Origin of the sequence: Saccharopolyspora endophytica, from assembly GCF_018070075.1 — a bacterium.
GTDB classification, from domain to species: domain Bacteria; phylum Actinomycetota; class Actinomycetes; order Mycobacteriales; family Pseudonocardiaceae; genus Saccharopolyspora; species Saccharopolyspora endophytica.
Genome location: NZ_JAGPXE010000007.1, coordinates 329655 through 350845 on the forward strand (window position 1 = coordinate 329655; position 21191 = coordinate 350845).

Annotated in this window: 18 protein-coding genes; 7 read left to right on the forward strand and 11 right to left on the reverse strand. The window is 69.3% G+C overall.

What is annotated here, in order from left to right:
* Positions 1–161: 161 nt before the first annotated feature.
* From KBO27_RS18690 to KBO27_RS18700, 3 genes are all read right to left on the reverse strand, one after another.
* Positions 162–1466 (reverse strand): citrate synthase, encoded by a 1305-nt coding sequence (locus tag KBO27_RS18690; protein WP_132677841.1) that lies wholly within the window; start codon positions 1464–1466, stop codon positions 162–164.
* Between the two features lie 380 nt (positions 1467–1846).
* Positions 1847–2776 (reverse strand): carbohydrate kinase family protein, encoded by a 930-nt coding sequence (locus KBO27_RS18695; RefSeq protein ID WP_210971196.1) that lies wholly within the window; start codon positions 2774–2776, stop codon positions 1847–1849.
* Entirely contained in the window at positions 2773–3390 is a 618-nt protein-coding gene (locus KBO27_RS18700; RefSeq protein ID WP_210971197.1) for a TetR/AcrR family transcriptional regulator, read from the reverse strand. The genes KBO27_RS18695 and KBO27_RS18700 overlap by 4 nt, the downstream gene beginning before the upstream one ends.
* 125 nt (positions 3391–3515) lie before the next feature.
* On the opposite strand from KBO27_RS18700, the gene KBO27_RS18705 reads away from it, so the two are divergent.
* On the forward strand, positions 3516–4655 hold the full coding sequence (locus KBO27_RS18705; protein WP_210971198.1) for an acyl-CoA dehydrogenase family protein: 1140 nt from the start codon (positions 3516–3518) through the stop codon (positions 4653–4655).
* Between the two features lie 100 nt (positions 4656–4755).
* Here KBO27_RS18705 and KBO27_RS18710 read toward each other — a convergent pair whose 3' ends face one another.
* From KBO27_RS18710 to pdxH, 4 genes are all read right to left on the reverse strand, one after another.
* Entirely contained in the window at positions 4756–5682 is a 927-nt protein-coding gene (locus tag KBO27_RS18710) for an aldose 1-epimerase family protein (protein ID WP_210971199.1), read from the reverse strand.
* A 77-nt stretch (positions 5683–5759) separates the two neighbouring features.
* A complete protein-coding gene (locus tag KBO27_RS18715; RefSeq protein WP_210971200.1) occupies positions 5760–7154 on the reverse strand; it encodes an APC family permease in 1395 nt (464 codons plus the stop codon).
* A 119-nt stretch (positions 7155–7273) separates the two neighbouring features.
* Positions 7274–8521, reverse strand: a complete 1248-nt coding sequence (locus tag KBO27_RS18720) for an MFS transporter (protein WP_246537518.1) — start codon at positions 8519–8521, stop codon at positions 7274–7276.
* Between the two features lie 135 nt (positions 8522–8656).
* A complete protein-coding gene (gene pdxH / locus KBO27_RS18725) occupies positions 8657–9310 on the reverse strand; it encodes a pyridoxamine 5'-phosphate oxidase (protein WP_132677851.1) in 654 nt (217 codons plus the stop codon).
* A gap of 662 nt (positions 9311–9972) precedes the next feature.
* Here pdxH and KBO27_RS18730 point away from each other — a divergent pair.
* The 4 genes from KBO27_RS18730 to sepH all read left to right on the forward strand — a co-directional run bounded on the left by KBO27_RS18730 (position 9973) and on the right by sepH (position 14679).
* Entirely contained in the window at positions 9973–11085 is a 1113-nt protein-coding gene (locus KBO27_RS18730; protein ID WP_246537519.1) for a citrate synthase 2, read from the forward strand.
* A gap of 53 nt (positions 11086–11138) precedes the next feature.
* A complete protein-coding gene (locus KBO27_RS34625; RefSeq protein WP_210971203.1) occupies positions 11139–12095 on the forward strand; it encodes an SEC-C domain-containing protein in 957 nt (318 codons plus the stop codon).
* 225 nt (positions 12096–12320) lie between these two features.
* Positions 12321–13463, forward strand: coding sequence for a phosphoserine transaminase (gene serC / locus KBO27_RS18740; protein WP_210971204.1), 1143 nt, complete (start codon positions 12321–12323; stop codon positions 13461–13463).
* 283 nt (positions 13464–13746) lie between these two features.
* A complete protein-coding gene (gene sepH, locus KBO27_RS18745; RefSeq protein WP_210971205.1) occupies positions 13747–14679 on the forward strand; it encodes a septation protein SepH in 933 nt (310 codons plus the stop codon).
* A gap of 53 nt (positions 14680–14732) precedes the next feature.
* Here sepH and KBO27_RS18750 read toward each other — a convergent pair whose 3' ends face one another.
* Positions 14733–15335, reverse strand: a complete 603-nt coding sequence (locus KBO27_RS18750) for a DUF2537 domain-containing protein (RefSeq protein WP_210971206.1) — start codon at positions 15333–15335, stop codon at positions 14733–14735.
* Positions 15335–16147 carry a TrmH family RNA methyltransferase gene (locus KBO27_RS18755; RefSeq protein ID WP_246537520.1) on the reverse strand — a complete coding sequence of 271 codons (813 nt, stop codon included), beginning with the start codon at positions 16145–16147 and terminating at the stop codon, positions 15335–15337. Before KBO27_RS18755 ends, KBO27_RS18750 begins: the two co-directional genes overlap by 1 nt.
* A 689-nt stretch (positions 16148–16836) precedes the next feature.
* Here KBO27_RS18755 and KBO27_RS18760 point away from each other — a divergent pair.
* Both KBO27_RS18760 and KBO27_RS18765 read left to right on the forward strand, forming a co-directional pair.
* Positions 16837–18333: a glutamate-cysteine ligase family protein gene (locus tag KBO27_RS18760; protein ID WP_210971208.1), complete on the forward strand. Its 1497-nt coding sequence runs from the start codon at positions 16837–16839 to the stop codon at positions 18331–18333.
* A gap of 88 nt (positions 18334–18421) precedes the next feature.
* Positions 18422–19051, forward strand: a complete 630-nt coding sequence (locus tag KBO27_RS18765; RefSeq protein WP_210971209.1) for a superoxide dismutase — start codon at positions 18422–18424, stop codon at positions 19049–19051.
* A 337-nt stretch (positions 19052–19388) separates the two neighbouring features.
* Here KBO27_RS18765 and KBO27_RS18770 read toward each other — a convergent pair whose 3' ends face one another.
* Together KBO27_RS18770 and KBO27_RS18775 are read right to left on the reverse strand one after the other, a co-directional pair.
* Entirely contained in the window at positions 19389–20612 is a 1224-nt protein-coding gene (locus KBO27_RS18770; protein WP_210971242.1) for an MFS transporter, read from the reverse strand.
* Positions 20613–20734: 122 nt separating this feature from the next.
* Positions 20735–21169, reverse strand: a complete 435-nt coding sequence (locus KBO27_RS18775) for a MarR family winged helix-turn-helix transcriptional regulator (RefSeq protein ID WP_132677863.1) — start codon at positions 21167–21169, stop codon at positions 20735–20737.
* Positions 21170–21191: the final 22 nt, after the last annotated feature.

Consider the following 21191-nt stretch of genomic DNA (forward strand, 5'->3'; position numbering starts at 1 on the left):
TACTGCCGTAATCCGCGACCCGAATACGGCGGTAATCCGGGTTTCGGGGGCGGGGCGAGGTGCAGAAAGGCCCCGGGGCCGGCCTTGGTGGCCGGGCTCTCCGGGGCCCATTGCGCGGTCGGAGGCCTCGGCCTCAGACTTGATTCAGGTAACGATTCAGATCAGCGCTGGTCCATCGGCTTGTACGGACGCTCGGCGGCACCGGTGTAGACCTGACGCGGACGGCTGATCTTGCGGGCCGGGTCCTCGATCATCTCGCGCCAGTGCGCGATCCAGCCGGGAAGGCGGCCGAGCGCGAACAGCACGGTGAAGAACTTCGTCGGGAAGCCCATCGCCTTGTAGATCAGGCCGGTGTAGAAGTCCACGTTCGGGTAGAGCTTGCGCGAGACGAAGTAGTCGTCGGACAGCGCCCGCTCCTCCAGCCGCAGCGCGATGTCCAGCAGCGGGTCGTTGGCACCCAGCTTGGACAGCACCTCGTCGGCGGTCTTCTTGATGATCGCCGCGCGCGGGTCGTAGTTCTTGTAGACCCGGTGGCCGAAGCCCATCAGGCGAACGCCGGGCTCCTTGTTCTTGACCCGCTCGACGAACGCGTCGACGTCGCCGCCGTTGTTCTTGATGCCTTCCAGCATCTCCAGCACCGCGCTGTTCGCGCCGCCGTGCAGCGGGCCGAACAGGGCGTTGATGCCGGCCGAGACGCTGGCGAACATGTTCGCCTCGGACGAGCCGACCATCCGGACCGTCGAGGTGGAGCAGTTCTGCTCGTGGTCGGCGTGCAGGATGAACAGCAGGTCCAGCGCGCGGGCCAGGGTCGGGTCGACCTCGTAGGGCTCGGCGGGGAAGCCGAAGGTCATCCGGAGGAAGTTCTCCACCAGGCCCAGCGAGTTGTCCGGGTACAGGAACGGCTGGCCGACCGACTTCTTGTAGGCGTAAGCCGCGATCGTGGGCAGCTTCGCCAGCAGGCGGACCGTGGACAGCTCGACCTGGTCCTTGTCGAACGGGTTGAGGCTGTCCTGGTAGAAGGTCGACAGCGCCGAAACCGCGGAGGACAGCACCGGCATCGGGTGCGCGTCGCGGGGGAAGCCGTCGAAGAACTGCTTGAGGTCTTCGTGCAGCAGGGTGTGGCGGCGGATGCGCTCGGAGAACTCGTCGTACTCCTGCTGGGTCGGCAGCTCACCGTAGATCAGCAGGTAGCTGACCTCGATGAAGTTCGACTTCGCCGCGAGCTCCTCGATGGGGTAGCCGCGGTACCGGAGGATTCCGGCGTCGCCGTCGATGTAGGTGATGTCGGAGTTGCAGGCTGCGGTGTTGACGAAGCCCGGATCCAACGTCACCAAACCGGTCTGGGCCAGCAACTTGCCGAGATCGACGCCAGGCGCACCCTCGGTAGGTTGCGTCACCTGCATTTCGTGCTCGCCGGCGTCATAGCGCAGCGCGACGGTACGTTTGGCGGTCACGTCGTCGGGCATTCGGGAACCTCTCGCGCTCGTCAAGGGGTGCGTGATGACGACCGCGATTGCCCAGCCAAGCGGCAGGGCTCGATGTCGCCCGCGCTCCGGTCGGGGTGTCCGAACCGTCGCAGCACCACCCCGTTGGGGTCCTGTCAGTAGTCACGCTAGACCGCCGGAGGGTCCCCGCGCAGCAATCGCGTTTCCTCTTTTTTGCAGGTGGGACCACGATCACATCACACTTACCGGTAGGCGGAGCGCCGATGTCGACGCTCCGCCACCGTCTGACACCACCATCGTGACCACGAGTGAAATCCGAACGGTCTAATCCGGATTCGTTCTTCCGCAGTCAGGACGCTGAGCTCACGGGGCGTGTTCGGACACCACCGGATGGATTCCGATCACGCATCCAGCTCCGCGGACCACGGCGGTTCGGCTCCGGGACGCGAAACGGTGATGGCCGCCGCGGCGGCGGCGAACGACAGGGCCTGCTCCCACTGCCACGCGTCCAGCGCGCGGACCTTCTCGGGCGACAGCGCGCCGTTGCGGTGGAGCCACGCCAGCAGCGCCGCCTGCACGGTGTCACCGGCGCCGATGGTGTCGGCGACGTCGACCTTCCGGCCGGGGACCGTGACCTCGCCGTCGGCGGTGACCACGGTGAGCCCGTCGGCGCCCCTGGTCAGCACCACCGCCGCCGGGCCGCGCGCCTGCCACTCGCGGGCCGCTTCGACCACGTCGCGCCCCGGGGCGAGCCACTCCGCGTCGTCGTCGGAGACCTTGAGCAGCCCGACCGAGGGCAGCCAGGAGGAGAAGCGCGCCCGGTAGGCGTCCGCGTCGGCGATGAGGTCGGCGCGGATGTTGGGGTCGAGCGCGATGAACACGCCCCGCTCGGCCTCGCGGAACAGCACCTTCTCGTACGCGGTGGCGCCGGGTTCGAGCACCATGCCCAGCGTGCCCAGGCACAACGCGGTCGTGCCCTCCGGGAGCGGCTGGTCGGTGACGAAACGCGCGGCGGTGCCTTCGGTGTGGAAGCTGTAGCGGGCCGAGCCGTTGGCCTCCAGCCCGACCACGGCCAGCGTCGTGGGCTCCGGACCGCGCTGGACCAGGGAGGTGTCCACTTCGGACTCGGTGAGCCGTTGCAGCATGCGGTCGCCGAACTGGTCGGTGGACAGCTTCGCGTAGAACGCGGCGGGCACGCCGAGCCTGCCCAGCGCGATGGCCACGTTGTAGGGCCCACCTCCGAGCAGCGGGTGCAGCGGGCCGAGCTCTCCGTCCGGGGTGGACGAATCCGGCACGAGGTCGACCAGGGCCTCACCGCCGATGACGATCAATTTTCCTCCACTGTGTCCGAAGGGGACTTCTCCTGGGCCAGTCCGCCCAGCAGGAACTGCGACAGCGCGGCGAACGCGGCGGCGTCGGACAACCCGGTGCGCTCGCCGATCTCGCCGCGCTGGATGCCGGCGATGGTGCGGCCCACCATCTCGCCGACGAAGCCAGCGTGGACCTCGCGGAACACGCCTTGCCGCACGCCTTCGGCGATGAACCCGCGCAACCGGTCGGCGGCGGCACCCGCGTTGGCCTCGTAGGTGGCACGGGTCGCGAGGTTGGCTCCCATGTCGGTGATGAACTCGCGCGACGCCGGTCGCAGCGCTTCGGCGGCGGCGTCGAGGTAGGCACGCACCTTCTCCCGCGGGTCGTCGGCGACCTCGGCGCGGCGCTCGATGTCCTCGGTGGCGCTCTTGAAGTAGTGCGCCACGACGCGGACCGCGAGCTGCTCCTTGCTCCCGGCCAGCGTGTAGAGGGTCGATTTCGAGCAGTGCAGCCTGGCGGCCAGGTCGTCGAGGGTGAAGTGGGCGAACCCCTCGGCCAGGAACAGATCGCGAAGCCGGCCCAGGAGTTCGGCTCGTCTGGGGTTCAGCGCCCGCTCGGCTCGGGAGGTGCTCATCGGGAGAAGCCTGCCACAGGATTCTGAATCCCCGGCGCAGAGCTTTTCACAGTACTGGAGTACCGCCTACAGTACTGATTGCAGTACGACAGCCCGGTACTCACACTGGACCGCGGGAGCGCGCCATGACCGTTGACCGCCTGCTTCCGACGCAGGAAGCCGCAGATCTGCTCGCGTTGACCCGCGAGATCGCACGCGACGAGCTCGCCGGCCGCGCGGCCGAGGACGAAGCCGCCGGGAAGTTCCCGCGCGACGCCTTCCACCTGCTCGGCAACGCCGGGCTGCTGGGCCTGCCCTACCCCGAGGAGCACGGCGGCGGTTCTCAGCCGTACGAGGTGTACCTGCAGGTCCTGGAGGAGATCAGCAGCGCCTGGATGACGGTCGGCGTGAGCCTGTCGGTGCACACCATGAGCTGCTTCCCGCTCGCCCACTTCGGCACCGCCGAGCAGCGCGAGCGGTGGCTCCCGGAGATGATCGGCGGCTCGACGCTGGGCGCCTACGCGCTGTCCGAACCGCACGCCGGCTCCGACGCCGCCGCGCTGAGCACCCGCGCCGAGCGGACCGGCGACGAGTACGCCATCAACGGGCAGAAGGCGTGGATCACCCACGGCAGCGAAGCGGACTTCTACACGCTGATGGCGCGCACCGGGGAAGGCGCGCGAGGCATCAGCTGCCTGCTGGTGGACTCCACCACCTCGGGCCTGACGGCGGGACCGCCCGAGCACAAGATGGGACTCACCGGGTCACCCACGACCCCGCTGTACTTCGAGGACGCCCGCGTCCCGGCCGAGCGGCTGATCGGCGAGGAAGGCGACGGGCTCAAGATCGCGCTGTGCGCGCTCGACTCCGGACGCCTGGGCATCGCCGCGTGCGCGGTGGGCCTGGCCCAGGCCGCGCTGGACCTCGCGGTCGACTACGCGCAGCAGCGCAAGCAGTTCGGGCACCCGATCATCGAGTTCCAGGGCATCGAGTTCCTGCTGGCCGACATGTCCGCCGCCGTCCACTCGGCCCGCGCGATGTACCTCGACGGCGCCCGCCGCCGCGACGCGGGACTGCCCTTCGGCGAGCAGGCGTCGGTGGCGAAGCTGGTGGCCACCGACGCCGCCATGAAGGTCACCACCGACGCGGTCCAGGTCCTCGGCGGCGCCGGCTACACCCGCGACTTCCCCGCCGAGCGCTACATGCGCGAGGCCAAGGTCCTGCAGATCTTCGAGGGCACCAACCAGATCCAGCGCGTCGTCCTAGCCCGCCACCTCACGAGGTGAGAGTTCCTGTGGTCTTTTTGCTCAGCGGTGCGGGTGGCGCACCTGAGTCCCACACCTGAAGCAGCGCCTCCCCGCCGCGCCCGAGGTAAATCTTCGCAGGTCAGAGTGGTTTGAGGCCCCAGTGGGCCGTCCAGGCCTCGCCCGGTTGGAGGGTGATGAGGTCGGTGCCGGAGTTGAGGGCGTCGGGCGGGCACGTCATCGGTTCGATGGCGATGGCGCGACCTCGTTCGGGGAAGTCCTCGGCCGTGTAGACCTGGACCCACTTGAAGACCGGATCGGCCCACAGCTGGACGCCGCGACCGTCGGGGCCGGTCAGCGAGTGGCGCACGAGACCGGCCGGGTCGTCGGGAGCCGGAGCCGCGCCGCCGAAGGCGGTGTCGAGCCAGACGCCGGCGAGACGGCGACCGGTGCGGAAGTCGACCTCGTCGCCCTCCAGCGCGCGTGGCGGCCGGACCGGCAGCAGCCGGTCGGCGTCCACCGGCAGCACCGTGGAAGCGGCCAGCCGCAGCGTGCACTCGTCGGTCTCGACGTTGCCCGCGCGCGGGTACGGGTGCACTCCGACGCCGAAGGGAACCGCGCGCCCACCCAGGTTCTCCACGGTGTGGGTCACGGTGAGCCCGTCGCCGTCGAGGGCGTAGCCGATGGAGGTCAGCAGCGGCACCGGCCAGCCGGGACGCGGCGAGACGGTCGCCTGCAGCACGACGGCGGAGTCGGTGTGCTCGACGATCGCCCACGGCGCGTGCCGCAGCAGTCCGTGGATGGCGTTGCTGCGGTCGGGCTCGGTCAGCGCCAGCTGCTGCGGTTCGCCGTCGAGCGCCCAGCGCCCGTCGGCGACCCGGTTCGGCCACGGCACCAGCACCCCACCGGCGGCCGACGGCGGGAGCCGGTCGGCGTCGAAGGTCTCGGTGTGCGGAACGCCGTCGACGGTGAAGGCGCGCAGCACGGCGCCGAACTCGGTGATGACCGCCTTCGCGGTCCCCGAGCTGATCTCGAACTGCCGTCCGGTGGCGGGAAGAGGATCATGCACTCCGCCACTCTACGACCACGAGGCGGCCCCGGACACCGCGAACGGCGTCCCGGACCGCCTCGTCGTACGTGGGATTCCTACTTGCTCAGGGACTCCGCCTGGAAGTCCGTCTTGCCCTTCACGAGGTAGTTGATCAGCCAGAAGATCACGCCGATGCCCAGCAGGATGCCGGCGATGATGTACTCCGTAGCCGGTCGGCCGGACAGCGGGCTCGCGAAGAACGCGCAGGTCAGCGCACCCAGCACGGGAACCCAGGTGGGGGCCTTGAAGTGATCGTGCTCCACCTCGTCCTTGCGCAGCACCAGAACCGCGACGTTGACCACCGCGAACACCACGAGCAGCAGCAGCGACGTGGTGCTGCCCAGGTCGGAGATCTCCAGCGAGCTCACCAGGATGACCGCGATGATGCTGGTGAACAGGATCGACACCCACGGGGTGCGACGTCCCTTGTGCACCTTGCCGAACACGCTCGGCACGACGCCCTCGTTGGCCATGCCGTAGACCAACCGGCTGGCCATCAGCATGTTGATCAGCGCCGTGTTGGTGACCGCGAACAGCGCGATCAGCGAGAACAGGATCGGCGGGAACCACGGGGCCGCGGCCTTGACGACCAGCAGCAGCGGACCGTCGGACTCGGCGAGCTCGGCGGTCGGCACGAGCGTCGAGGTGATCACCGCGATGACCAGGTAGATGGTCGCGGTGATGACCATGCCCAGGAGCAGGGCGCGCGGGAAGTTCTTCGACGGTTCCTTGGTCTCCTCGGCCATGTTCACCGAGTCCTCGAAGCCGACCATGGCGAAGAACGCCAGCGCGGTGGCCGAGGTGACCGCGAGCAGCGGCGAGGTGTCGGTGTCGAACTGCGTCAGCCTGCTGGGGTCCGGCGCGATGTCGGCGCTGTGGCTCCCACCGAAGATCGCGATCAGACCGAAGACGATCACGATCGCCAGACCGGTCAGCTCCACGCACGTCAGGACGACGTTCATCTTCACCGACTCGCCGACCCCGCGGAAGTTGATCGCGGCGAGCAGCAGCAGGAAGCCGAGCGCGACCATCCACGAGTAGGGCTCGACGCCGTCGCCGAAGATGCCCGTCAGGTAGTCACCGCTGAACGCCTGCGCGGCGGAGGAAGCCGAGGTGATGCCCGAGCACATCACCGCGAAGGCGATCAGGAAGGTCACGAAGTGGATGCCGAACGCCTTGTGCACGTAGAGCGGGGCGCCACCGGCCCGGGGGTACTTGCCGACCAGCTCCAGGTAGCTGAACGCGGTCAGGAAGGCGACCACGAAAGCGACCAGGAACGGAACCCACAGGGCCCCGCCGACCTTGCCGGCGACCTTCCCGGTCAACGAGTAGATCGTGGTCCCGAGGATGTCTCCCACCACGAAGAAGAGCAGCAGTTTCGGGCCCATCACCTTCTTGAGGCCAGGCTCGTGCGCACCGCCGGGCGCATTAACGGTCGTTTCGTTGGCCATAGTGGAGAAGTGTGCAGGGTGGCTTCGACGACTGTCTGCCCGCCCCTGGTCGAAACGCACTCCGTCGAGTGGCGCAAGCGTGGCGGAGTGCCCAACGAGCACGCTCCGCCGTGGTCAGATCACGCGTCGTCACCGGTGGGCGCCTTGTACTTCCAGAACGCGGGCAGGGCCACGGCCGACAGCGCGGCGGCGAGCACGACCAGCACTCCCCCGATCATCACCGCTGGTCGGGTGCCCATCGCGGCACCGGCGAGGCCGTGCAGCGTGTCGGCCAGCCTCGGCCCGCCCGCGACCACGACGGTGAACACACCTTGGATGCGGCCGCGCATCTCGTCGGTGGCCGCCGCCTGCAGGATCGAGCTCCGGTAGACCATGCTGACCAGGTCGGCACCGCCGCCGAGCGCCAGGAACAGCACCGCCAGCCACAGCGAGTCGGCGAAGCCGAACCCGATGATCGCCACGCCCCAGGCCACCACGGCGATCGTCACGCCGACGCCGTGCCGGGCGATGCGGTGCAGCCAGCCGGAGAACAGCCCGAAGCAGAAGGCGCCCAACGGGATCGCCGCGTACAGCCAGCCGAGCGCGGCACCGCCGCCGGGCGGGTCGCCGAAGGTGCGCTCGGCCATCTCCGGGAACAGCGCGCGCGGCATGCCGAAGACCATCGCGATGATGTCCAGCAGGAACGACGCCAGCAGCACGGCGTGCAGGCCGAGGTAGCGGAAGCCGTCGAGCACCGAGCGCAGACCGGCCTTCTTCGGCGCACCGTCCTGCGGCGGCAGCGCGGGCAGCCGGAACACCGCCCACAGCGCCAGGCACAGCGCGATGGCGTCCACCAGGTACAGCACGGACAACCCGAGCAGCGGCAGCAGAACTCCCGCCAGCAGCGGTCCGACGATGGAGCCGAGCTGGAAGACGGTGGAGCCCAGGGCTTGCGCGGACGGCAGCAGGTGGGCGGGGATGAGCCGGGCGACGGCGGCGGCGCGCGTCGGCGAGTTGACCGCGAAGAACGTCTGCTGGAGCGCGAAGAGCACGAGCACCAGCCACACCGACGGGATTCCGGCGAACGCGACCAGCCACAGCAGCACGGAGGTTCCCGCGAGCCCGCCGTTGGTGATGATCATCAGCTTGCGGCGGTCCACGGCGTCGGCGATCGCGCCGCCCCACAGGCCGAACACCACCAGCGGGACCAGCCCGAAGATGCCCGCCAGCCCGACGTAGAAGGAGGAGCCGGTGATGTCGTAGAGCTGCTTGGGCACGGCCACGGCGGAGAACTGGGCGCCGACGGCGGTGACGATGTTGGAGATCCACAGCCTGCGGTAGGCCGGGTAGTGCAGCGGTCTGGTGTCGATGAAGACCTTGCTGAACAAGGACTTGAAGCTACGCCGGGGAATGGTTCCGCTGCTCTGCCGCACGAAAGACGCAGCGTAGTCCTTCGCGAAGCTAAAGGACCACTGGTTATCCGCCCGTGTGACGGAGCTCTACGCCACCCCCCGGCGGCTCACTCACGGAGCGAGGCGTTCGACCGTCCAGGTGTCATCGGTCCGGCGGAAGCGGAGCCGGTCGTGGAGCCGGTCGGGGCGTCCCTGCCAGAACTCGACGAAGTCCGGGCGGATCCGCCAGCCGCCCCAGTGCGGGGGTACCGGGACCTTCTCGGCCTCGCCGAAGCGGCGCTCGATGCCGTTGAGGGAGTTCTCCAGCGCTTCGCGGCCGTTGACCACCCGCGACTGCGGCGACGCCCACGCGCCCAGCTGCGAACCGCGCGGGCGCTCCGCCCAGTACTCGGCGGTCTCCGAGGAGCTGACCTTCTCGACCTCGCCGCGCACGTTGACCTGGCGCTGCAGGCCCAGCCACGGGAACGTCGCCGCGGCAACGCGCGTCGTCTTGAGGTCGTGGCTCTTGTTGGACGTGTAGTTGGTGAAGAACACCACGCCGCGCTCGTCGAAGCCCTTGCACAGCACGGTCCGCGAGGACGGGAAGCCCTCCGGATCGGCGGTGGCCAGCACCATCGCGTTCGGTTCGACCAGTTCGGCCGACACCGCCTCGTCGAACCACAGCCGCAGCTGCTCGTGCCAAGTGCCGGCGAGCGAATCCTCGTTCAACGCCCCGGCTTCGTAGGAAACACGCATGGACGGCAACGCGACGTTGGCCTCCGTCATCCTCTTCCTCCCTGACTCGTCCGGCGAACGGCACGACTCGACTTCGACATTCCGGCTCGGCGCCGGACGGTACGGGTTGGACGAGGCCGACGCGCGCGAGACGCATCGGCCATTCGTTATGACGGTAAACGGGATCGGAACGGGAGCCGAATCGACGATAGGTCACGATCGATTCCGCAACCGATGCAGTGATCGTTCCCACAACGGCTCCACATCACCCGAACAGCCGTTGCGCTGCGAGAAGAGCAAGGGAACCTTTCGCTCATCCCACGTCACCGCAGCGAGAACGTCAAGCCCTCGACGTCCGGATGATGGGAGGGGATCGTCGCCGTCGGCCACCCAGCGCTTGACGGGTGCGAACGGATCGCGATCCTCGGGAGCAAGGCGTGGCGGTGACAGGAAGGTTCCCGCGCGCGGGCGGGCCGATCGACACCCCTCACGCCCACATCCAGACCGCCAACTTGCGAAACAGCAATATTTCCGGAATTTTTCACCCGAGTGCAAAACGTTCCATTCACCGCGGGTCAACTCAACCTGGAATTTTTTCCCGTCCCGGCGCCATTGCTCTTTCTTCCGCCCGGGGTGCACTGTTGGCTCAAACCCCGCCACGTCGCCCAGCCATGCGCACGCGCGCACCCCTACTACCAGGAGACGAGGCAGCTATGAGCGAATTCCGTCCCGGGTTGGAAGGCGTTGTCGCCTTCCAGACCGAAATCGCCGAACCCGACCGCGACGGTGGCGCGCTGCGCTACCGAGGCGTGGACATCGAGGACCTGGTGGGCACTGTCTCCTTCGGCGATGTCTGGACGCTGCTGGTGGACGGCCGGTTCGGCGGCGGACTGCCGCTCGCCGAGGACCTCCCGCTGCCGGTGCGCACCGGTGACGTTCGGGCGGACGCGCAGGCCGCGCTGGCCATGACCGCGCCCGAGTTCGGCTTCCAGCCGGTGCTCGACATCGAGGCCGAGCAGGTGCGCGAGCAGCTCGCTCGCGCCTGCTCCCTCGGCCTGTCCTACATCGCCCAGTCCGCCCGCGGCGACCAGGCGCCGGTCCCGCACGCGCGCATCGCCGAGGCCACGACCACCACCGAACAGTTCCTCACGCGGTGGCGCGGCGAACCGGACCCCGCTCACGTCCAGGCGCTGGACGCCTACTGGGTGTCGGCCGCCGAGCACGGTCTGAACGCCTCGACCTTCACCTCCCGGGTCATCGCCTCCACCGGCGCTGACGTGGGCGCCTGCCTGTCGGGCGCGGTGGGCGCGATGTCCGGACCGCTGCACGGCGGCGCCCCGGCGCGCGTGCTGCCGATGATCGAGGAGGTCGAGCGCACCGGGGACGCCCGTCGCGTGGTGGCCGACATCCTCGACCGCGGTGACCGCCTGATGGGTTTCGGCCACCGCGTCTACCGAGCCGAGGACCCGCGCGCCCGCGTCCTGCGCAACACCTGCGACCAGCTCAAGGCCCCGCGCTTCGAGGTGGCCCGCGAGCTGGAGCAGGCGGCGCTGGCCGAGCTGCGCGACAGGCGACCTGACCGCCAGATCGAGACCAACGTGGAGTTCTGGGCCGCCGTGGTCCTGGACTTCGCCGCCGTCCCGCCGGCGATGATGCCCTCGATGTTCACCGCCGCCCGCCTCGCCGGCTGGTCGGCGCACGTCCTGGAGCAGAAGCGGACCGGACGCCTGGTCCGGCCGTCGGCGCAGTACATCGGTCCGGCCCCGCGCTCGCCGCAGGACGTGGCCGGCTGGGACACCGTCACCCAGATCATCGCCCCGGTGTGAGCCCGCTGGTGGGTCGGCCGCGTGGCCGACCCACCAGGGGATACCTTGACGGCGTGACCGATTCGGCGAACCTGCACGCCCAGTACGCCGCGGCCCTCGAAGAGGACGCCGCGGTCAGCGACAACCCGTGCGCCGAACTGGTCCAGGCCGCGGAGCACTGGCACGCGGCGGAGGAGCACGAGCGCGAGCACTCGGCGCTGACCAGGGCGTTCGACCTCGACGAGGACGCCGGTCCGCTCAGCGGACGCGGCGCCTACATCTCGTACCTGCTCACCCACGGACGCGCCGACGACGCGGCACCGCTGCTCGACGAGCTGCGCCGGAAGCCGAGCAAGGTCGCGATGACCTACATGGACGTCCACGTCGGCTACGCCACCACCGGCAACATCCCCGAGGGGCTGCGCTGGCTCAACGCGGGCGCGACCCACATCGTCCCGTCGCTGGACGAGCCCCTGGAGCCGACCGACCAGGGCTTCGACCTCCTCCTGGAGCGCTGGCACACCCGCAAGGACTCGGGCCTGCCCGCCGACGCGATGGACGAGTTCCTCCAGCGGTGCGTCGATCACAGCGAGGAGGTCCGCGACGAGATCCAGCAGCTGTCCGGCACCGAGGGCGACCTCGCCGGCCTGGTGGACGAGGAGGGGAACCTCACGCTCACCCTCTACCCGGTGCCGCTGTGGAGCGCCGAGGAGTTCGAGCGCTCGGTGCGGGAGCACCCGGAGTGGTGGAACTCCGACACCAGCCACGAGGACTACCGGCGCGCGGTGCAGCGCGAGCTCGGGGAGATCGTCTCCGGCGCCTGCCTGGTTCCCACGTCCGTCGCCGCCGTGGAGGAGTTCGCCGCGGCGTACGGAGTCGACCCCGGCGACCCCGAGACCCCGGAGGACTTCGTGTTCGAGGAGGCCCACGCCGGGCGGTACGTGCCCTGGCCGCCGGGGCGGAACGACACCTGCTGGTGCGGTTCGGGACGCAAGTACAAGAAGTGCTGCGGAGCGCCCGGATTCGCCTGATCGTCCCGACCCGAACGGGCCTCGTGGGACACAGTGTGGTTGGCCGCGGCGGCGAACAGCAGTAAGTTGCGGTGCGGCAGCGACCGCTGGACACCGAGCGGTAACCCTGCTGCAACACTGAGCCGAGCCGGCAATGGCGCCGGCGGACCTGGCCACTGGCGCGCGGGGACGGGCTTCTCCCGGTCACCCCGCACAGTCACCACAACAACGCCCGGAGGCGCCGGAATGACGCAGGCCGAGACCACCGACCCGACCACCTTGAAGCTGCCCGACGAACTCCAGCCCTCCGACGGCCGCTTCGGCTGCGGACCCTCCAAGGTCCGCCCGGAGCAGCTGACCCGGCTGGCGAACGAGGGTGCCGCGGTGATGGGCACCTCTCACCGGCAGAAGCCGGTGAAGTCCCTGGTCGGAAGGGTCCGCGAGGGACTGCGGGAGCTGTACTCGCTGCCCGAGGGGTACGAGGTCGTGCTCGGCGTCGGCGGCACCACCGCGTTCTGGGACGCCGCGACCTTCGGCCTGATCCGCGAGCGCTCGCTGCACCTGACCTACGGCGAGTTCTCCTCGAAGTTCGCCAAGGCCGCCAAGACGGCCCCCTTCCTCGGCGACCCGATCGTGGTCTCCTCGGACCCGGGTGACGCCCCGGAGCCGGTGTCGGACCCGAGCGTCGACCTGATCGGCTGGGCGCACAACGAGACCTCCACCGGCGTCATGCTGCCGCCGTCCCGCCCGGCGGGTTCGGAGAACGCGCTGATCGCGGTGGACGCGACCTCGGGCGCCGGTGGGCTCGCGTTCAACGCCGCCGACGTGGACGTCTACTACTTCGCGCCGCAGAAGTCCTTCGCCGCCGACGGCGGGCTGTGGCTGGCCGCGATGAGCCCGGCCGCGATCGAGCGGATCAACGAGATCGGCGCCTCGGACCGCTGGGTGCCGGAGTTCCTGTCGCTGCCGACCGCGCTGGACAACTCGCGCAAGGACCAGACCTACAACACCCCCGCGGTGGCGACGCTGTTCATGCTCGCCGACCAGATCGAGTGGATGAACGGCCAGGGCGGCCTGTCCTGGTGCGACTCGCGTACCAAGGAGTCCTCGCAGCGCCTCTACAGCTGGGCGGAGTCCTCGGAGTTCGCCAAGCCGTTCGTCACCGATCCCGCCAAGCGGTCGCAGGTCGTCGGCACCATCGACTTCGACGACTCGGTCGACGCCGCCGCGATCGCCAAGGCGCTGCGCGCCAACGGCATCGTCGACACCGAGCCGTACCGCAAGCTGGGCCGCAACCAGCTGCGGATCGGCATGTTCCCGGCGATCGAGCCGGACGACATCACCCAGCTGACCAAGTCCATCGACTGGGTGATTTCGCAGCTGTCCTGATCGCGCTATGCGGCCGTCGAGGCAACCCCGTGAACTGCGGGTTTCCTCGGCGGCCGTTGCCGTTTCGCCGTCGCGATCCGCGACGAAGTTGATCACGACGAGTGATGTTCGCAGGAGTTGAGTAGTTCAACTCATTCGCGCGACCCGCCCGCATGAGGCAAGATCGACGCTGACAGGGCGACCAACAAACGACACGAGTACCCGGCGTGCCTCCCGCGTCAAGGCGGCGCGCCGGGTTACTGTCACAGCTTGGTGACATGTAGGTCGGCGGGAGGCTGGCGTTATGCGAGCGCTGCGAGTGGTCGGGCTCGACGAGGACGGTGAATCCGTCATCTGCGAGGACCCGGAGAACGGTGAGCGATTCACCGTGCCCGCCGACGAGCGGTTGCGCGCGGCTGCCCGCGGCGACCTCACCCGGCTGGGCCAGGTGCAGATCGAGATGGAACAGCAGATGCGGCCGCGCGAGATCCAGGCCCGCATCCGCTCCGGAGCGTCCGTCGCCCAGATAGCGGCCACCTCGGGCCTGCCCGAGCACCGCATCGAGCGCTACGCCTACCCGGTGCTGCTCGAACGCGCCCAGATCGCGGAGATGGCGCAGCGCGCCCACCCGGTCCGCGAGGACGGCCCCGACGTGCAGACGCTCGGCGAGGTCATCGCGCACACCTTCGGGATGCGCGGCCACGACTACGCCGAGGCCAACTGGGACGCCTGGCGCGGCGAGGACAACAAGTGGGTCGTGCAGCTGGCCTGGCAGGCCGGCCGCTCGGAGAACAGCGCGCACTGGGTGTTCCACCCGGGAGCGCACGGCGGCACCGTCGCCTCGCTCGACGAGCACGCCGTGGACCTGCTCGATCCGTCGCCGAACCGTCCGCTGCGAACGGTTCGCCCGGTGACCGAGCTGGCCCGCGAGGCGCTGCAGCTCGACCAGCAGGTGGCTCCCGACCAGGCCGACCCCGAGCCGGAGCCGGTGCTGCCCGAACCGCCGGCGGCCCGCGTCGAGCCCACGCTCCAGCGCGTCGAACCGCCGGAACCGGAACCCGTCGAGCCGGCCGAACCGACGCTGGACCTGGAGACCCCGGAGCCGACCGAGAACCCGGCGAAGCCGGAGACCGAGTCCGCGGAGGACTCCAAGACCGACCCGAAGCGCGCCCGCAAGAACCACCCGATCGTCCCCTCGTGGGAAGACGTCCTGCTGGGAGTGCGCTCGCACCGCTGAGCGGTTCCACCGAGAACGGCCAGGCCCTGCGCGGCCTGGCCGTTTTTTCGCGTCTAACCCGGGCCGAGCAGGCTGAGGATCCCGGTGATCCAGGAGACGATGAGGCCCGCCGCGGTGCCGAAGGCGACCCAGCGCCAGATCGGGACATTGCGTCCCAGCCAGATCGAGGGCGCGAACCCGGCGGCGATGGCGACGTTGACGAACACCGCGAGCACGCCGCTGACGTCGGCCAGACCTTGCGAGACCACCGCGAGCGTGACCGCCACGATCACCGCGACGATCGCGCTGATCGTCAGCCCGGTCGCCCACGGCGTAGGGGGCACCGGCGCGATCGGCCTCCCGCGACGACTGATCGCCTGCGCCGAACGCGGCCGCCCGATCTGGGCGAGCTCACCGCTGAACGGGTCGACGTAACCGACACGACCGCCCGTCTCCGCGGCGAGGCGCACCGCCAGCTGCCGGCCGCGGCGGGACACGATCTCGCCGGTCTGCGCGGACTCACCGGTCTGCACCAGCTCCGCGACGCCCGCCCACTCGTGCAGCGCCGCGACCAGCGCTTCGGGCAGGCGCAGCCGCGCCGGGTCGTGCTCGGTCCCGCCGCCGCGCACCAGCACGGCCCGCCCGGACCGCGCGTGCAGCTCCCAGCCGGTGTCCATCAGGTCCCGCTCAGCGCGTGGAAGGTGATGGCCCCTGCAGTGGCGACGTTGAGCGAATCGACCCCTTCCGCCATCGGGATCCGCACCGCGACGTCGGCGGCCTCGATGGCCTCGTCGGTCAGCCCGGGGCCTTCCGAGCCCAGCAGAACCGCGACCCTGCCCTGGTGGAGACCGGCATCGCGCAGCGCCTTCGAATCGCCTCGCGGCGTGAGCGCGGCGATCCGAAAACCCTCGTCGCGCAGCAGTTTCAGGTCTTCGGGCCAGGTTTCGAGGTGTGCGAAGGGCACGCGCAGCACGTGTCCCATCGACACCCGCACGCTGCGCCGGTACAGCGGGTCCGAGCATCCGGCGCCCAGCAGCACCCCGTCCACGCCGAGCGCGGCGGCGTTGCGGAACAGAGCGCCGAGGTTCTCGTGGTCGCCGATGCCCTCCAGCACGGCCAGCCGCCGAGACCGCGCGACGAGCTCGGCCGGATCGACGGCGGGCGCCCGATCGGCCACGGCCAGCACCCCGCGATTGAGGTGGAAGCCCACGACCCGCGCCATCACGTCCGCATCGGCCACGTAGGCGGGAACGTCCAGGTCGGCGGTGGCCTCGGCCAGGTCTTCGACCCGACGGCGCACCCCGAACAGCGCCCGGACCGGGTACGGCGAGGCGAGCAAGCGCTCGACCACCACCACGCCCTCGGCGATCACCAGTCCGCGCCCGCCAGGCCGGTCCGGCCGGCGGTCCGCGCGAGACAGATCGCGGAAGTCGTCGACCCGCGGATCGTCCACATCGCTGATCTCGACCATCTGCGCCACGCCGGCCATTCTCCCATCCGCGCCACGCGCGACGGTGACAGGAAGGTTCCCACGCTCACCCCGCAGGCCACCGCGAGTGGCAGGAAGGTTCCCATCCTCACCTCCCCGACCAACGGGAGTGGCAGGAAGGTTCCCGTGCTCACGTCGCGGGTCTGCGGTGGTGACAGGAAGGTTCCCTTGCTTCCTCCCGGGCGGGTTCGGGAATCAAGGCGCAATGGGGCGATCTCTTTCACCCCTCGGGCCACTTCAGCGGCGGATGGGACGAATCGGAACCGTGGTGCCCCATTTTCGATTTCGCGTGGAGGATTTGTTCAGACCTCCGCGGTGAGTGCGCTCAGCGGTGTTAGCGACTTCTCGAACGAATGCGGTGGGAAAGTTCTCGCCCCAACAGACGAGGGGGCGACTCTGAGTGATGCCGCACCGCCGTTGATCGGGTTGGACTGGTTGACGTCCGCTTCGCACCGCCATTGCCCCGATTGCCGGTGCGAGCAACACCGAACACCGCGCGGCTCTGCTCCCGGCGGCCGATTTCGACGCGTTTCAGCGGAGTCGAAAAGGCTGAATGCCGCTGCGGCCCGAGCGCGCGGACCGAGGTGACTGCTGACACCGTATTGGCCGCTGGCTCACCAGGTGGGGATGTGTCACGGTGGTTTCCCCAGCGCTGGGCGCTGACGTGCTGCCGATAAAGGGGAGACGGCATGGGACGGCACGTGGACGATCGATCGTTCAAACCGATTGATCGGCAACGCTATCGGAACAAGATGCAACGAGGCCTGGACGCACTGGCGCGGATGCTGGCCGATGGCGAATTCTCCTTCCCTCATCAACAGATGGGGCTGGAGATGGAATTGTGCTTGGTGGACGAGCACATGCAGCCGTCGATGAACAACGCGGTGGTGCTGGAAAAAATCAGCGAAGCGATTTTCACCACCGAGTTGGGGCAGCAGAACATCGAGCTCAACGTCGAACCGCGAGTGCTCGCGGGAGACAGCGCGCTGCGCTTGGAGGAAGGCGTGCGGGCGGCATTGGTGCGCGCCGACGGCGGGGCGCACGACGCGGGAGCGAAGATCGCCATGATCGGCGCTTTACCGACGTTGCAGAGCCTGCACTTCGACCCGTCCACGCTGACGAGCAATCCTCGCTACTCGGTGCTCAACGATCAGATCATCCTGGCACGCGGCGAGGAGATGCTGCTGGACATGGAGGGCGTTCCGCTGGCCGACGGCGGCTCGGAACGACTCCGCTCCTACGCGGATTCGATCGCACCGGAATCGGCGTGCACCTCGGTGCAGCTGCACCTGCAGGTCGCGCCGGAGGACTTCGCCGCGCACTGGAACGCGGCGCAGTGCCTGGCCGGGGTGCAGGTCGCGATCGGCGCGAACTCGCCGTTCCTGCTGGGCAAGGCGCTCTGGCACGAGACGCGCATCCCGCTGTTCCTGCAGGCCACCGACACCCGCCCGACGGAGCTGCGCAACCAGGGCGTGCGGCCCAGGGTGTGGTTCGGCGAGCGGTGGATCACCTCGATCTTCGACCTGTTCGAGGAGAACGTCCGCTACTTCCCCGCGCTCCTGCCGGAGCCCGAGGAGGAGGACCCGGTGGCCGCGCTGGACAACGGCCGCGCCCCGAAGCTCAACGAGCTGCGCCTGCACAACGGCACCATCTGGCGCTGGAACCGCCCGGTCTACGACCTGGTGGAGGGCGTCCCCCATCTCAGGATCGAGAACCGCGTCCTGCCCGCGGGCCCATCGGTGGTCGACATCGTCGCGAACGCGATGTTCTTCTACGGCGCCCAGCGCGCGTTGACCGAACAGGACCGTCCGCTCTGGACGCAGATGTCGTTCGCCGCTGCGGAGGAGAACTTCTACGCGGGCGCCCGGCACGGTTTCGACGCGCACCTCTACTGGCCGGGTTCGGGCTGGGTCACGCCGGACGAACTCGTCCTGCGCCGGCTGCTCCCGATGGCGCACGAGGGCCTGCGGGCGTGCGGCGTCTCCGACGAGGCCCGCACCCGCTACCTCGGGGTCATCGAGCAGCGCTCGCTGGCCAGGCAGAACGGCGCCAGCTGGCAGCGGGACGTGGTCGCGCACCTGGAGGCCGAGGGCGCCGATCGGCACACCGCGCTGACGACCATGCTCCGCCGCTACATCGAGCTCGCCGACCAGGGCGATCCCGTCCACACCTGGCCGGTCCGCTGACCCTCCGCAGGACGCCTGTGGCCACCTCTCTTCAGTTGCAATAGAGTGGCAACAACCAGAGGGTGTCGACTACGGAGGGAGACTTCGGGTGCCCGAGTACGTGCTGCCGGAGTTGGACTACGACTACGCGGCGTTGGAGCCGGCGATCTCCGGGGAGATCAACGAGCTGCACCACAGCAAGCACCACGCCACCTACGTCAAGGGCGCGAACGACACGATCGCCAAGATCGCCGAGGCCCGCGAGAAGAACGACTTCTCCTCGATCGTCGGCCTGGAGACGACGCTGGCGTTCAACCTCGCCGGACACTCGATGCACCTGGTGTGGTGGAAGATCCTGTCCCCGGACGGCGGCGACAAGCCGACGGGCGAGCTGGCAGCGGCCATCGACCAGGACTTCGGCTCGTTCGACAAGTTCCGCGCCCAGATGGAAGCCGTGTCGACCACGATCCAGGGCAACGGCTGGGGCGTGCTGGCGTGGGACCCGGTCGGCCAGCGGCTGATCACCCAGCAGCTGCGCGACCACCACTCCAACCTGTCGATCGCCACCACTCCCCTGCTGGTGTTCGACATCTGGGAGCACGCCTACTACCTGCAGTACCGCAACGTGAAGGCCGACTACGTCAAGCAGCTGTGGAACGTCGTCAACTGGGACGAGGTCGCCCAGCGCTTCGACGACGCCTGCAAGGGCCTCAACGGCCTGCGCCTGCCCACGTCCTGACCGGACACCTGAAAGCGCACGAGCGGCGCAGCCGCGAGGCGTTGCGACCACCCTCGCAGCCGGCACCGCCGCGGGTTCTGAGACGTCGTCTGGCGAGGACGCCGCGACGCCGTGTAGTGGCGAGTGGTGCCCGGAGTCCAAGCGGCGCCTCAGGTTCCGCCACCCGCACCGATAAGCAAAACGACCACTGGAACAAAGAAAGCTCGGCGGTGGGTGCTCCGACAAGTTCTTGCCGCCGGTAATGATCGAGCCCCGGTCTCCCGAAGGAGGCCGGGGCTCGATCTGTTCCCGAACTGACTACCGCTCCCACCACGAAGCGGACGGGTATTAGGTTAGCCTAACCTTGTGGTTGGATCAACCCCTTCTTGCGCTGCTGCGACAGCGCCACGGCACCGCCCACGGCGGCCGCGAGCGAGAGCAGGCCACCGAGCACGAGCGGCCAGCGCGGGCCGAAGACCTCCGCCAGCCAGCCCGACGCCAGACCCCCGAGCGGCTTGCCGCCCATGAACAGCAGCATGTAGAGGCCCATCACCCGACCTCGCATGGTCGGCTCGACGGCCAGCTGCACGGTCGAGTTCGCGCTGGTCGTGAAGGTCATGACCGCGACACCGACCGGGACCAGGCACCCGGCGAACAGCCAGTAGGTCGGCATCAGCCCGGCCACCGCCTCCAGCGCGCCGAACACGCCCGCGCCGATGAGCATCAGCCGCAGCCGGGAACCGGGCTTGCCGCTGCGGCGGGCGGCCAGCGTCGCCCCGGTCAGCGTTCCCACCGCGAGCATCGTGATGAGGATGCCGTAGCCGTCGGCGTCGCGGCCGAAGACGTTGCGGGCCATCACCGCGAAGGTGTTCTCGAAGTTCATCCCGAAGGTGCCGACGCAGAACATCAGCACCATGACCACGACCAGGTCCGGGCGGCCGCGCACGTAGCGCAGGCCGGCCCGGAGCTGGCCGCGCTCCTTGCCCACGGCTCTGGCCCGGTGCAGCAGGGCGGTGTCCATCAGCAGCAGGCCCGCCACCACGGCCACCGAGCTGAGCCCGTTGGCCAGGAACACCCAGCCGGTGCCGACGGCGGTGATGGCCAGTCCGGCGATCGCGGGCCCGACGATGCGTGCCAGGTTGAAGGTCATCGAGTTCAGCGCGACGGCGTTGGTCAGCTGCGCGGGTCCGACCATCTCCACCACGAAGGACTGCCGCACCGGCGCGTCCACCGCCGAGAAGCAGCCGAGCACGAAGCACAGGACGTAGACGTGCCAGAGGGCGACGATCCCGGTCACGTCGAGCGTCCCCAGCGCGAAGCCGCAGAGCCCCAGGGCGCTTTGCGTGACGATCAGGATCTTGCGCTTGTCGAACCGGTCGGCGAACACCCCCGCCCACAGCGTGAGCGCGAGGGTGGGGAGGAACTGCAGCGCGACCGCCAAGCCGAGCGCGGCCGGGCTGCCTCCGGAGAGTTCGAGCACGAGCCAGTCCTGCGCGGCCCGCTGCATCCAGGTCCCGGTCAGCGAGACGACCTGCCCGGACGCGTAGTAGCGGTAGTTGCGCTCGCGCAGCGAGCGGAACATGCCCGCGTTGCGGTCCGCCGCGGGCCGGGTGCGGCGGTTGACCGGGTCTTCGGAGTCCTCGTCTTCCGCAGACCTTCGAGCTTGGTCAACCACGCTTCCGCGTACCGCCTCTCAGTGCTCCCTCATCGACTGGCCAGCCGGTCGATGATCTCGGCGGCGCGCGACAGCACCGCCAGCTCTTCCGCGTCCAGTTCCGCGAGGTGCTGGTCCAGCCAGCGCTCGCGGATCGTGACCTCTTCCTCGATGCGGGCCTTGCCGGACTCGGTCACCTCGACGATGGCCTGCCGGCCGTCGGTGGGATGAGCCCGCCGGACCACCAGCCCGTTGTCCTCCAGCGCCGCGATGACCCTGGTCATCGATGGTGGCTGGACACCCTCCTTGGCCGCCAGTTCGCCCGGCGTCATCGATCCGGCCTTGTGCAGGCAGGACAGCGCTGACAGCTGGGACAGCGTGAGGGCCGAATCGGCTCGCTGCGCGCGCAACCGCCGGTTGAGGCGCACGACCGCGAGCCGCAGCCGGCTCGCCAGGGTGCGTTCCCGTTCCGCGATATCGGACACGTCGTTAGTCTACCAAACTATC